Genomic DNA, 12,665 nt, shown 5'->3' with positions numbered 1-12,665 from the left:
GGGGGGGGGGGGGGGGGGGGGGCATGAATGCCACGCAATAAAAAACCACTCGAGGTTAAGCATTGAGCTTAACTCTGAGTGGTTTTTACGGTTACGTTATTCACATAAACGTTTTACGTTGGCGCAGGTTGTTTAAACCTTAGGCTTTAACGGCCCAATTTTAGGGCATAGTAGCCAAATGCTGGCCATGGCTGTTACGGCCAAACCTGCGCCGATTATAAACGCAGGGGTGTAGTTACCATCGGCAGTCAACCAGGGCACCAGTGATGTTAAGCCAACGGCGCCAAGTTTTGCTGCCATGCCTGAAAAGCCAGCCAGAGTGCCTACGCTTTTTCCGCCAAAAAAGTCACTAGGTAAGGTTTGAACGTTACCGATAGTGGTTTGGAAGCCAAACAAAATAATAGCCATAATAAGTACGGCCACAACAGGTGCGCCGGGGTTGGCCATTGCCAGCAAGGCTGGCAGCATGATCATACAGCCCAAGGTGATAGTGAATTTGCGAGTTTTATTTACACTCCAGCCCGCCTTAAGACGGTTTTGCGCTAATAGCCCACCAAACCAAGCGCCAAACATAGCACCTACATAAGGTACCCAGCCGTAAATACCAATGGTGGTTACATCCATTTGATAAACTTCGTTCAGGTAGATGGGGATCCAGAATACAAATAGCCACCAAATCGGATCGATTGCGGCAGAGGCGATAATGACCCCCCAGCTTTCTTTGCGTGACAGCATTTCGCCGGTGGTTGGGGTGTAACCATCACTGAATTCGCCATCGACGGATTCAGTATTCTTTTGCCCCGTTAGGATATATGTCCGCTCTTCTTCGGTAATCCAAGGGTGATTTTGAGGTGGCGCTTTAACCAGTACCAGCCATGGAATCAACCAAAGTAGACCCACTAGACCGACCAAAATAAAGATGGTTTGCCAGCTAAAATGAACTGCTAAAAAAGCAATTAAGGGGATAGATATGATCCCGCCAATGGCCGCACCGGAGTTGAATATGCCTTGTGCCAGAGCACGCTCTTTGGTGGGGAACCATTCGGCGTTACCTTTGGTGGCGCCTGGCCAGTTACCTGCTTCGGCAATACCCAAGATAGAGCGAAAAATACTGAAGGACAAAAGGCCTTGTGCCAATGCGTGTGCAGCGGTGGCAATAGACCATACGCCGATTGACAAGACAAAGCCGAATCGGGTGCCGATCCAGTCAAATATTTTACCGAAAATAGCCTGACCAAATGCGTAGGAGAAGACAAAAATAACGGATATAAAGGCGTAAATCTCCTTGCGCTCAACGGCGGTTTTGTCGGGGTATAAATCCGCGGCAATAGCTGGCCAGAGTACGTTTAACGATTGGCGATCTATGTAGTTAATAATAGTGGCGAGTGCGATTAAGGCAACCACCCACCAGCGTAAGTTTTTTAGCTTCATTATTGTTACTCCTAGAGCTTTCTTTGCAAAATAGGTTTTTGTGGGCTAATTAATTATCACTAAATATGGCGTGTTGACGAGTATAGACTGTCACCGGCCACAATAAGTGGTTTAGTGTGCAATGAGACGTATCGGCATTGAGATATAGGGTAGTTGCCATAGAAAATGGCGCTACTTATCTCAAGTTAGGGGCGTCAATTTATGATGATATAAGCATAGCTGAAGCCCCTTCTTCTGGTATTAACAGTAAGCGTTGCATATCTGTTCGGTGAATAATTTACGCTTGGCTGCCCTGGTGTTTTGATTTTTTTGTTTCATTAATAATCCGTCCCGACATATTGTTCGGTTGGCTTATTGGGCTCTGTTGAGAGAGAACCTTTCTCGACGCGCATTCAGCTGTTGTTGAATCTCCTCTACTGCGCGCTGCTCTGTCGCTGCGTGTAGGGCGTCGAGAGAGCGAAAAAAATGATTACGCATGGCGATTCTGGCGGAGTGACTGTCTCGCTCTCGCAAAGCGTTGAGTATTTCCCGGTGCTCCTCGACACGCTTGTGGCCGTCGGTATTACATATCGATTGATGCGCGGTCTTAATATCGGGCAGATTGGCCTGAATATCCCACAAGTGTTGGATGATGCTGATGAGCGGCCGGTTTTGGGTTGAGTGAGCAATGATGGAGTGAAACTTGATGTCGGCAACTTCTGAGGTCAGATCGCCCCGTTCGTTTTCTTGAATCATTTCATCCAAGGCGGCGCTAAGCTCGCCCAGCTCAGCCTCTGTCATAGTCGATGCAGCTAAAGCCGTTGTTTCGGATTCAATGAGCACCCGCGCTTCAGTGACTTCAAAAGGGCTGTATTCTCGGGGATTATCGCTTTTGGCACCGAGCGGTTTTAGAGCGTATACCCCAGAGCCAGTTCGCACCTCGACTCGGCCCATGACCTCTAGGGCTATGATTGCTTCGCGAATGGTGGGGCGACTGACGCCGTATCGCTCTGACAGCTCGCGCTCGGGTGGGAGGCGTGCGCCAGCGGGGTACTCGCCGGAATCTAAGGCCTCCAGAATCTTTTGAGTGACCTTGCGGTAAGTGCGTTGTTTTTTATTGTCACTGGGCTTGCTCATTGCCATCGTTCCCGCTACCTAGCTCGTACATATTAGGTTTATATGACCAACCCTAACATATATCACATCGATTGGTATACACTTTGGTATAATGTTTGGGTCAGGGCTTGGCTGCCGATGTGGCAATAATGTTGAGCAGGGTGTGCCTAGCTTGCAATCATTAGCCTAAGCGTGCGTTGGCTTAAGGGTTGATCCGTCTCTATTGAGACGGCTTGATGTCAATATGCTGAGTCTATTCCGCCTTACTGCACGTAGGTTGGGCTAACCACATTCTTCAGTGATATATCGGTAATAATAATTGGTTGACACTATTGTCGGGAGGCTGATAATCTGTTGTCAGAAATTTTGATGTGGAAACTTACCGTTTGAGTTTGGCCTGCGAAGCATGACCTGTGTCTGGGCGGCGCCGAAGTTTGGAGGCCTCTGCATCATTTTTAAGCCAGCAGTGTGAGTTTGGTCCCAAGCTGGCCGTCAGTGTATAGCTGATTCTGAGTGTGACTCTTCTTGGCTTGGGCTCTTCGCTAGGACTCGGCCAATTTCTTTTGAGCGAATGTGTGGTGTGATTGATATGACTAATAAGAATTCGACTTTTTCCATCATGTTTCTGTTGTCTTTTGTTCCGGCTCTTTGTGCAGCAAAAGATTACCCAGTAGCAAACTTTTCTGAATACCAGCAGGTCGTCAGCGAGTTAGAGCCCGGTGATCGGGTGCTTCTTAATGATGGTGTTTGGCGCGATGTCGAGTTCGTTTTTTCAGCTCAAGGAACTGCTGCGCAACCCATTACTCTGGCCGCTGCTAACCCCGGCAAGGCGATTATTAGTGGTCGTTCTAACCTAAAATTGGCGGGCGAGCATCTAGTGGTTCGCGGTCTTGTCTTTAAGGACGGTTACACCCCCTCCGATGCGGTAATTTCTTTTCGTACCGCCAAGCCAACCGATGACTCTGATTACTCGACGATTGCGGTTAACACGCGTTTAACCGAAGTGGTGATCGACGATTTTAGTAATCCCGATCGCTACGAGACGGACTACTGGGTGAGTGTCTATGGTAAAAACAACCGTATAGATCACAATCACTTTAGCTTTAAGCGCAACAAGGGCGTCACCATGGCGGTGCGACTGGATACTGTGCATAGCCGAGAAAACAAGCATGTTATCGAGTACAACTATTTTGGCCCACGGCCAGTATTAGGCTCCAATGGTGGTGAGACTTTACGCGTGGGGACTAGTCATTATTCTTTAAGCGACTCGCTGACTACCGTGGCCCATAACTACTTTGAGCACTGTGATGGTGAGGTCGAAATTCTTTCGAATAAGTCGAGCAAAAATGTCATTAAAAACAATGTGTTTTTTGAGTCACGTGGCACCCTTACGTTGCGTCACGGTAATGGCAACTTAGTGGAGGGTAATGCGTTTATTGGTAATGGTGTGGATCACACCGGTGGTATACGAGTGATTAACGCCGATCAAATCATTAGAAATAATTACCTGTCGGGGCTGGCTGGTTCGCGTTTTGGTGGTGGTTTAGTGGTGATGAATGGCGTGCCTAACTCGAGCATAAACCGTTACCATCAGGTTGATAACGCACTGATCGAAAACAACACTTTAGTTAATGTGGATCGTATTATCTTTGGTGCCGGCAGCGACGAAGAGCGAAGCGCTATTGCGTCTAACAGCCGCTTTATAAACAACACGATTATTCATGATTCAAAAGACTCACCCTTTGAATTGCATGACAGTGTAGAAGGGGTAGAATTTAGTGGTAACAAAACGAACTTTGCACCTGGCGAGCAACTGGGCAAAGGGTTTGATAACGTCGATTCGCTAACCGTAGCGGCTCCTAAATTGCCGGTTACCAAGGCTCAAGTGGGAGTCTCTTGGTATCCTAAGTATGAAAAATCTGCCCTTTTTGAAACCGCTAAAAGTGTTGTGGTAAAGCCGGGTGAAGATACTATTCTAAACGCTTATAAAGCGCTGGATGGTGCGGCTGAACTGGTGCTAGGTGAAGGTGATTACCACTCGTCAAAAACCATAATTCTGAATAAGCCTTTAATTATTCGCGGCGCCGGTCAAGGTAAAACTCGATTGACGTTTGCACGTAAATCTCTTATCGATTTAAGAAACGGCAGCGCAATACGTCTGCAGAACCTATCCATAAGCGGTGTGCGTGCTCCCGATGATAAAGCGAATGCCGTGATTCGCTCTGACAGCAAACCGATGACTAAAAACTTTGAATTAGAGTTGTTGGGTGTCGAGGTGACGGATCTAAATATCAATAAAGACTTTGATGTGATTAAGCTTCGCCAAAGCACTTTTGCTGACAATGTTATCGTGACTGACTCTAACTTTAGCAATATTACCGGCACAGTATTAAAGCTGGACTCGGAGCGAGATGATTACGGTATGTACAACGCTGAGTACATTACGGTTAAAGACAGTAACGTCAGTAATGTTAATGGCGGTCTGATGACGGTTTATCGTGGTGGTACCGATGAAAGCACGTTTGGCCCGCACGTGAGTGTCGATAATGTGACCGTAACGAACTCTCCGGCAGCTGATGCAAACGCTCATAGTATTCTGTTGCACGGCGTGCAGCGCGCTTTGGTTAGCAACAGTCACTTTGATAACAGTGCGCCTATCTTGGTTCAGCATACCGTGGGTGGCCCGGTGGTACGTATCAGCGATAACACATACAGCCATAAACCCTTGTATCAGGTGCAGAGCGTTGTACCGGGTATGGAGTCGACCTTTGCCTCTGAAAATAATAAATTCTCTGAGTAATTTGCTATGAAGATATCTTCTGTAGTTATAAAAGTTAGCGCTATTTTTTGTTTGTTGCTGACCGGTGCGGTGAGCAGTGCGGCCGAGTCGCCATCGTTAGTGATTAGTGAGGCGGACATAGTTGCACTACGGCAAGCCGGTGGCGGCCTGTTAGAGCAATCGATGCAGGCAAATAAACACTTAGCCGATGCGGCCCTCGATGAAGGTATCGTTGTGCCTTGGCCTAAGGATGCAGGCGGTGGTTATACTCACGAGCAACACAAGCGTAATTATAAAGCTATGTACGCGGCTGCATTACAGTTTCAGCTAAGCAGTGAAAGCCGCTACAGCGAATACGTGACCGAGATGCTCGACACTTATGCGCAGATGTATCCAATGCTTGGTTTACACCCCGAGAAAAAAGAGCAAACCCCAGGGAAGCTGTTTTGGCAGAGCTTAAATGAAGCTGTGTGGTTGGTGTACACCATACAGGCTTACGATATGGTTGCTGAAGCTTTGACGGACGAGCAGAAACGTAATATACAGAATAATTTATTGTTTCCTGTTGCCGATTATCTGTCTAAAGGACAGCCGCAAACCTTTGATAAAATTCACAATCATGGTACTTGGGCGGTAGCTGCGGTTGGTATGGTGGGCTATGCCACTGGGCGCGATGATTATGTAGCACAGGCGCTTACTGGTTTGGATGAAAGCGGTAACTCAGGTTTTTACAAGCAGTTGGATGAGTTGTTCTCGCCCGACGGCTATTACACTGAAGGGCCTTATTATCAACGTTATGCCTTAATGCCTTTTGTTTGGTTTGCTAAAGCGATTCAAACCAATGAGCCGAAAAAAGAAATTTTCAAATACCGTGATGGAATATTGCTTAAGGCGATCAAGACCACGATCGAGTTAAGTTATAACGGTCTATTTTTACCCATTAATGATGCGATAAAAGATAAAGGCATCAAGACCGAAGAGTTGGTGCAGGCACTCGCAATTGCCTACGACATTACCTTGGATAAAAGCTTAAGCGATATTGCTCGGCAGCAAGAGCGCGTTAGCCTTAGTGCGGGTGGCGTGGCTCTGTCTGAGATTATTGCTAATAACTCAGTCGCGCCTTATCCGTACTCATCAAAAGTCTATCGTGATGGCGCCTCGGGTACACAGGGTGCTCTAACGTTGATGCGCTCGGGTGATAACGAGAGTGGCACTTTGGTTGTGGCTAAAAATACCAGTCAAGGTATGGGGCATGGACATTACGATCGCTTAAGCTGGCAGTTCTACGATAACGGTAATGAAGTTGTTAGCGATTATGGTGCAGCGCGGTATCTTAATGTCGAGGCTAAATACGGCGGTCATTACTTGCTAGAAAATGACACCTGGGCAAAACAAACGATTGCTCATAACACTTTAGTCGTAGACAAAAAAAACCAATTTAATGCCAATTTGTCTGAAGCGAATGACAAGCCTGCCGAGCAAGTTATTTTCGTTCAGAGTGATTTGGCAGATATTAGTATTGGTCGGATAAATACCGCCTATAAAGGTGTTAATTTTACGCGTGTTCAGGCGTTAGTTAAGCCTGAGGCGGTAGAGCCCTTTGTCATTGATGTGGTTGCTGTGCAGGCTGACGCTAAACATTTGTATGATTTGCCGCTGCATTTTAATGGCCAAGTGATAGATCATAACTTATCTAACAATAAGAGTTTTAATACTTGGAAAGCCATGGGTGATGCTAATGGCTACCAACATATGTTGTTGCGTGCTCAGGCTGATAATTCCGCTAGTAATAACCGACTAACGTGGTTGTTAGATAACCGTTTTTACTCTTACACCTATGGCCACCACATAGAGGGTAAAGGTGCGGCAGAAACGTTATTTTTTCAGCTGGGTGCTAATGATCCTAATCACAATCTTCGTCGTGATCAGGGTGTGGTGCGTCGCTTGCAGGCTGATAACGCCGTTATGTATGCCGTGGTTGAACCCCATGGCGAGTACAACGGTACGGCTGAATATGTACAGAATGCCTATAGCCGAGTGGAGTCGTTGAGTTACAAAGTGACCAATACCGGCTCAGAGTTGATCGTAAATATGGGTGATTTAGGTGATTTCACTTTAGTGCTAACCAATGGCAGTAAAGATTCCGCTCCAGTTGAGGCCAAGGTTGTTCAGTCAAGCAAGCATTGATTGTTGCGGCCGCTCACATGGCAGGTGCGGATATTTAAATTTTTAAAAGTAACGGGTGATAAAAATGCTGATTGAATCTAAAAAGTTTATTGAAATGAGCACCATTGAAGAAGAAGCCGTGGCGCCGGGTGTTAAGCGTCGAGTCATGGGCTATAACGAACAGATTATGGTTGTCCGTGTCACCTTCGAAACCGGCAGTGAAGGCTATGTTCACAGTCACTTTCAGTCTCAAGTTGCTTATGTTGAACGGGGCAAGTTTGAAGTGATGATCGACGGTGAAAAGAAGATTTTGCAAGCGGGTGATTGTTTCTATGTTCCACCTAATGAAGAGCATGGCGCTGTTTGTTTAGAGGCCGGCATCTTGATTGATATTTTCAGCCCGATTCGCGCTGACCTTGTGGGTAAAGAATAAACCGAGCTTGATTGCTGTAGAGTCTTTATAGCTAATATTTATAGGTGCGGGCTCCCTTGTCTTTGTTAAAGCCTCTGTTTGGATGGCAAGAAAAGGCCCTTTTAATAGAAATCACTAATTGGTCTTTAGGTAGGTATATATGAAGCTTCAAAATCGTGTTTGCATCATTACCGGGGGTGCACGTGACATCGGCCGGTCTATTTCTGTAAAGCTTGCCAAAGAAGGCGCTAAGTTGGTAATCAATTACTACGGCAGCCAAGAACAAGCCGAGAGTACTTTGAGCGAAGTAAAAGCGCTGGGAGCCGAGGCAATTTTGGTTCGTGGTGATATGACGAAGCCCGAGCAAGTGCAAGATCTTGTTGCTAAAACACAAGAAGCTTTTGGCGAAAAAATTGATATTTTGGTGAACGTTGCAGGTGGCTTGGTCGAGCGTAAAACTCTTAATGAGATGGATCCAGAATTTTTTGATTTTGTGGTTCGCTTAAACCTAACCAGTACCTTCTTGATGACTAAGTATGTCGTTCCTCATATGAGCAAAGGCGGATCGATTATAAACTTCTCATCACAGGCTGGACGCGATGGTGGTGGCCCAGGAGCCTCTGCTTATGCCACGGCAAAGGGGGCCGTTATGACCTTTACTCGATCTATGGCGAAAGAGCTGGGCCCTCAGGGTATTCGTGTGAACTCATTGTGCCCTGGTATGATTAGTACAACCTTTCACGATACTTTTACCAAAAATGAAGCACGCACAAATGTTGCCGGCGCGACACCTTTGCGTCGCGAAGGTGCCCCAGATGAAGTGGCAGACGTTGTTGCTTATTTGGCCTCGGATGAAGCTTCGTTCCTGACCGGGTTGAATATGGATGTTAATGGCGGCTTGTTGTTTTCTTAATCGTCCGCTTATTAGACCCGAGTAACGCTCGGGTCTTTTTTTTATTAAAGAGGTAGTTTGTGAACATTGCAGCTATTGGCGAATGCATGCTGGAGATTTCCAGTGGTAGCTTGTCCAGCGATATCGAAAAAATATCGGCGGTTATGGGCTATGGAGGGGATACTCTAAATACATCCATTTATTTGGCTAGGCTTGGCAGTAAAGCCAGCTTTGTGACTGCAATGGGTGACGATCAAGTAAGTCGTTGGATGATTGCTCAGTGGCAAAAAAATGGCGTAGATACTCGCTTAGTGCAAGTTGATACAAGCAAGCGACCAGGTATCTATCATATCAGTAACGATGGGTCTGGCGAGCGCCATTTTATTTACTGGCGCAACGATTCTGCAGCAAAATACATTTTAGACAGTGATGTTAAGCAGCAACAGCTTATGACGAAACTGTCTGACTTTGATTTTATTTATTTGTCGGGAATTAGCTTGGCTGTACTTGATGAGCCATCTCGCGAAAGACTTTTTGCACTGTTAGAAAGCTTGCAGTCGACGGGCAAGAAAATTGTCTTTGACGGGAACTATCGTCCGGTTTTATGGTGCAACACCGATGATGCGCAACAGGCGTTTAACAGAGCTTATGCCATTAGTGATATAGCTTTGCCGACCATCGATGATGAGTCGATGCTTTATGGCGACGCCGATAAAGATGCAGTGATTGACAGAATACGTCAATGCGGTGCCCGAGAAATCATCCTCAAAATGGGTGCGGACGGCTGCTGTGTTGACGATGGTGAAACCCGAGCAATGGTGACAGGGCGCCGAGTTGAAGTGGTTGATACCACTTCGGCAGGGGACTCGTTTAATGCAGCTTATCTGCACTTTCGCTCACGAGGCGAAAGTCAGCAAAGTGCTGCGATGAAAGGCCATATCCTGGCCTCAACGGTGATACAGCATAAGGGCGCAATTATAGCTGAAAGTGAAATGCCCAGCTTTTAGTGAATTTAGCTCTAGTATCCAACAATCCACAAGAGAGTTGTCCATGATTAATAAATTAACCCTACCTGAAAATGTTATTCTCGGCGACGCAGTCGCTGAGACTTTTTCTTACGCCAAAGCGCAACGGATGGCATTGCCCGCCGTAAATATTACCAGTTCAAGCACGGCTAATAGCGTTATGGCTGTTGCGGCGGAGCTGAGTGCTCCGATTATTATTCAGCTGTCTCATGGCGGTGCCGCTTTCTATGGTGGCAAGTCAGTTAGCAATTCGAATCACCAAGGTTCGATTAAAGGCGCTGTTTCGGCGGCACTACATGTTCACTCTATGGCGCCTAGTTATGGCGCTCATGTAATGCTTCACACTGATCATGCCGCACGTAAGCTTCTGCCGTGGATTGACGGGATGCTGGATGCGGGAGAGCAGTACTTTAAGCAATATGGAAAGCCATTATTTTCATCGCATATGATCGATTTGTCGGAAGAGTCATTAGAGGACAATATTGCAACATGCTGCGAGTACCTTAAGCGTATGAGTGCAATAGGAATGACTCTGGAGATTGAGCTCGGGGTAACCGGCGGCGAAGAAGATGGGGTTGATAATACAGATATAGATTCATCGCGTTTGTACACTCAACCTTCTGAGGTTGCTTATGCCCATGAAAAACTCAGTCAAATTAGTGACAAGTTCACTATTGCGGCTTCATTTGGTAACGTTCACGGAGTTTATTCTCCTGGCAATGTCATTCTTCGGCCTGAAATTTTAAGAGAATCTCAGGATTATGTAAGCAAAAAATTTGCTTTGGGCCACAACCCGATAGACTTTGTATTTCACGGCGGTTCCGGTTCATCTGCTGAAGATATCGCACTGGGGATTGAGTACGGTGTTATTAAGGTGAATGTCGATACTGATTTACAGTGGGCGTACTGGTCTGGTGTGCGTGAGTTTTATGAGGACCGCAAGGATTATCTCTGTGCTCAAATTGGCAATCCAGAGGGCTCCGATGTTCCGAATAAAAAGTTCTATGACCCTCGAGTTTGGCTGCGTAAAGCCGAGGAAGGGTTCTCGTCAAAATTGACTGATATCTGCCGTCAGCTTAATTGTGAAAGTGTTTTTTAATTTATTCAGTGAGTGGCGCATAGATGTCAACAACGCCCTATAAAGTTTTTATATCTGACTTGCATGGCCAGGGGGATATGTTTGAATCCTTGGTGCGGCAGCGTTTTGCTGTGGTCGAAACGCTGATTGATGAGTATGTTGCTCGCAACCCCAAGGCTCCGTTAGAGGCTTTGCGTCATTATTTGCTGGGTGAAAGCTTGCCTTCTGCGGATAATCTTGAACATTTTAATAACCTAACTGCCATGATGGAGATCCTGCTTAACTTTAAGCAGGATCGTCGTTTTTGGCCGGTCGGAGTTGAGACGTTTTCTAGTTGTAGCTGGTTTTTAAATATATTAGATGAATACGCTATAACGGGTGAACTTGATGAGCAGCGCCGGGAGGCGATTGCTTTGCTTGACGATCAAGATCGTGAGCAGCTGTGTCGTTATATCGCCAAAGCGATTACCGCTTTAATCCGCTATCGTTTGTATGTGGTTGGTGATATATACGATAGAGGACCAGATGCTGCGAAAATATTAGAACAGTTAGAGGCACTGCCGTCAGTGAGTATCCAGTGGGGTAATCATGATGTGTTGTGGATGGGGGCGGCATCTGGTTCATTAGAGTGCATTGCGACGGTAGTGCGCTTATGCCTTAAGTATGGCGATGTCAGCACTTTGACCGAAGACTATGGTATTTGTTTAAACCGCTTGGCCGATCTGGCTGAAGAATATTACTCTGATGATCCCTGTTTAAATTTTGTCTCTAGTTGTAATGCTGATGCATTCTCTAGCCGCTCTTACTCGATGATGCATAAAGCTATTGCGATTGTGCAATTTAAGCTGGAGCAGCAAATCATCGAACGCAACCCCCATTTTTCTCTTGCTGATCGGGCCATGCTTAGCAAAGTTGACTTCACCTCAGGGGCTATTAACCTTCAGGGTAATACAGTTGTCTTGTCTGATACGCGATTCCCTACGGTTAATCCAGAGTCTACCTCCTCATTGACCGAACAGGAATGGCAGCTAATAGAATATTTAAAACTGCAATTTATTGGCTCGGAGCGGTTGCAAAAACATATAAATTTCTTGTTTGCCAATGGCGGCTTGTTAGAGACGGACGATGGCTACACTATGTGCCACGGCTGCCTTCCTGTTGATGAAAACCTTGAGCCGATTCCGTTTTGTGTGAATGATCGAGAGCTTAAAGGACGTGCGTTATTTGATGCCTTAGAGTTACAGCTTAGAAAAGCTTACTCGCGGCGCAATACTAATAGCTGTAAGTACTTGTCGGATATTGCTTGGTATTTATGGTGCGGCCCTAGTTCGCCGTTGTTTGGTCGCGATAAAATGACAACGTTTGAACGCTATTTTATTGAGGATAAGCACTACCACCGGGAAGGAAAAAACCCATATTTTGATGCTCGAAACAACCAAGATTTTGTTGCAAAAGTAGCTAAAGAGCTTAGTGGCGATGAAAGAAGTGTGTTAATTAATGGTCATGTTCCAGTGAAACTGAAAGATGCTGAATCGCCAATATATGCACAGGGACAGTTAATCTGTATTGATGGTGGCTTTGCTAAAGCTTACCGGTCATTAACTGGTGCGGCCGGTATGGTGTTGGTTGTTGATAGTAGAAAACCTCATTTGTTTATTGTGGAAGATCTCGATTTGAGGTTGTGTTTTCATAAACTATAAAGTTTTTAAAATCTATAAGTAGTGTCGTTAACGGGAGTGAAAAATGATAATAAACTTTAAAAAGTCAGTGTCTACTATACCGATTGC

Annotated in this window: 9 protein-coding genes; 7 read left to right on the top strand and 2 right to left on the bottom strand. The window is 46.0% G+C overall.

From position 1 onward, the window contains the following. Positions 1 to 132: 132 nt before the first annotated feature. Positions 133 to 1,431 carry an MFS transporter gene (locus tag GILYN3_RS09015; protein WP_049722678.1) on the bottom strand — a complete coding sequence of 433 codons (1,299 nt, stop codon included), beginning with the start codon at positions 1,429 to 1,431 and terminating at the stop codon, positions 133 to 135. A 351-nt stretch (positions 1,432 to 1,782) separates the two neighbouring features. Further along, positions 1,783 to 2,547 carry a FadR/GntR family transcriptional regulator gene (locus GILYN3_RS09010; protein WP_049723888.1) on the bottom strand — a complete coding sequence of 255 codons (765 nt, stop codon included), beginning with the start codon at positions 2,545 to 2,547 and terminating at the stop codon, positions 1,783 to 1,785. A gap of 568 nt (positions 2,548 to 3,115) precedes the next feature. Between GILYN3_RS09010 and GILYN3_RS09005 the strand changes: the two genes are divergently transcribed. The 7 genes from GILYN3_RS09005 to GILYN3_RS08975 all read left to right on the top strand — a co-directional run bounded on the left by GILYN3_RS09005 (position 3,116) and on the right by GILYN3_RS08975 (position 12,578). After that, positions 3,116 to 5,326: a polysaccharide lyase 6 family protein gene (locus tag GILYN3_RS09005; protein ID WP_049723887.1), complete on the top strand. Its 2,211-nt coding sequence runs from the start codon at positions 3,116 to 3,118 to the stop codon at positions 5,324 to 5,326. A 6-nt stretch (positions 5,327 to 5,332) separates the two neighbouring features. Further along, the gene (locus tag GILYN3_RS09000) at positions 5,333 to 7,492 is read left to right on the top strand and encodes an alginate lyase family protein (protein ID WP_049722677.1); all 2,160 of its coding nucleotides are present in this window, start codon (positions 5,333 to 5,335) and stop codon (positions 7,490 to 7,492) included. A 64-nt stretch (positions 7,493 to 7,556) separates the two neighbouring features. Continuing rightward, positions 7,557 to 7,904, top strand: a complete 348-nt coding sequence (locus GILYN3_RS08995) for a cupin domain-containing protein (RefSeq protein ID WP_049722676.1) — start codon at positions 7,557 to 7,559, stop codon at positions 7,902 to 7,904. A 139-nt stretch (positions 7,905 to 8,043) separates the two neighbouring features. Then, positions 8,044 to 8,796 (top strand): SDR family NAD(P)-dependent oxidoreductase, encoded by a 753-nt coding sequence (locus GILYN3_RS08990; protein WP_049722675.1) that lies wholly within the window; start codon positions 8,044 to 8,046, stop codon positions 8,794 to 8,796. Positions 8,797 to 8,855: 59 nt separating this feature from the next. Next, on the top strand, positions 8,856 to 9,782 hold the full coding sequence (locus GILYN3_RS08985; RefSeq protein WP_084005314.1) for a sugar kinase: 927 nt from the start codon (positions 8,856 to 8,858) through the stop codon (positions 9,780 to 9,782). Positions 9,783 to 9,825: 43 nt separating this feature from the next. Next, positions 9,826 to 10,899 (top strand): class II fructose-bisphosphate aldolase, encoded by a 1,074-nt coding sequence (fbaA, locus tag GILYN3_RS08980; RefSeq protein ID WP_049722673.1) that lies wholly within the window; start codon positions 9,826 to 9,828, stop codon positions 10,897 to 10,899. Between the two features lie 23 nt (positions 10,900 to 10,922). Next, the gene (locus GILYN3_RS08975; protein ID WP_049722672.1) at positions 10,923 to 12,578 is read left to right on the top strand and encodes a fructose-bisphosphatase class III; all 1,656 of its coding nucleotides are present in this window, start codon (positions 10,923 to 10,925) and stop codon (positions 12,576 to 12,578) included. Positions 12,579 to 12,665 lie beyond the last annotated feature (87 nt).

The sequence above is a fragment of the Gilvimarinus polysaccharolyticus genome, assembly GCF_001187555.1.
Lineage (GTDB): Bacteria > Pseudomonadota > Gammaproteobacteria > Pseudomonadales > Cellvibrionaceae > Gilvimarinus > Gilvimarinus polysaccharolyticus.
The sequence above is the reverse complement of the archived record's forward strand: the minus strand, read 5'-3'. Positions and strand labels throughout refer to the sequence as shown.

Excerpts from the sequence above, each read along its gene's own strand:
- GILYN3_RS09015 (WP_049722678.1), bottom strand. The coding sequence starts at position 1,431 with ATGAAGCTAAAAAACTTACGCTGGTGGGTGGTTGCCTTAATCGCACTC.
- GILYN3_RS09010 (WP_049723888.1), bottom strand. The coding sequence starts at position 2,547 with ATGAGCAAGCCCAGTGACAATAAAAAACAACGCACTTACCGCAAGGTC.
- GILYN3_RS09005 (WP_049723887.1), top strand. The coding sequence starts at position 3,116 with ATGACTAATAAGAATTCGACTTTTTCCATCATGTTTCTGTTGTCTTTT.
- GILYN3_RS09000 (WP_049722677.1), top strand. The coding sequence starts at position 5,333 with ATGAAGATATCTTCTGTAGTTATAAAAGTTAGCGCTATTTTTTGTTTG.
- GILYN3_RS08995 (WP_049722676.1), top strand. The coding sequence starts at position 7,557 with ATGCTGATTGAATCTAAAAAGTTTATTGAAATGAGCACCATTGAAGAA.
- GILYN3_RS08990 (WP_049722675.1), top strand. The coding sequence starts at position 8,044 with ATGAAGCTTCAAAATCGTGTTTGCATCATTACCGGGGGTGCACGTGAC.
- fbaA (WP_049722673.1), top strand. The coding sequence starts at position 9,826 with ATGATTAATAAATTAACCCTACCTGAAAATGTTATTCTCGGCGACGCA.
- GILYN3_RS08975 (WP_049722672.1), top strand. The coding sequence starts at position 10,923 with ATGTCAACAACGCCCTATAAAGTTTTTATATCTGACTTGCATGGCCAG.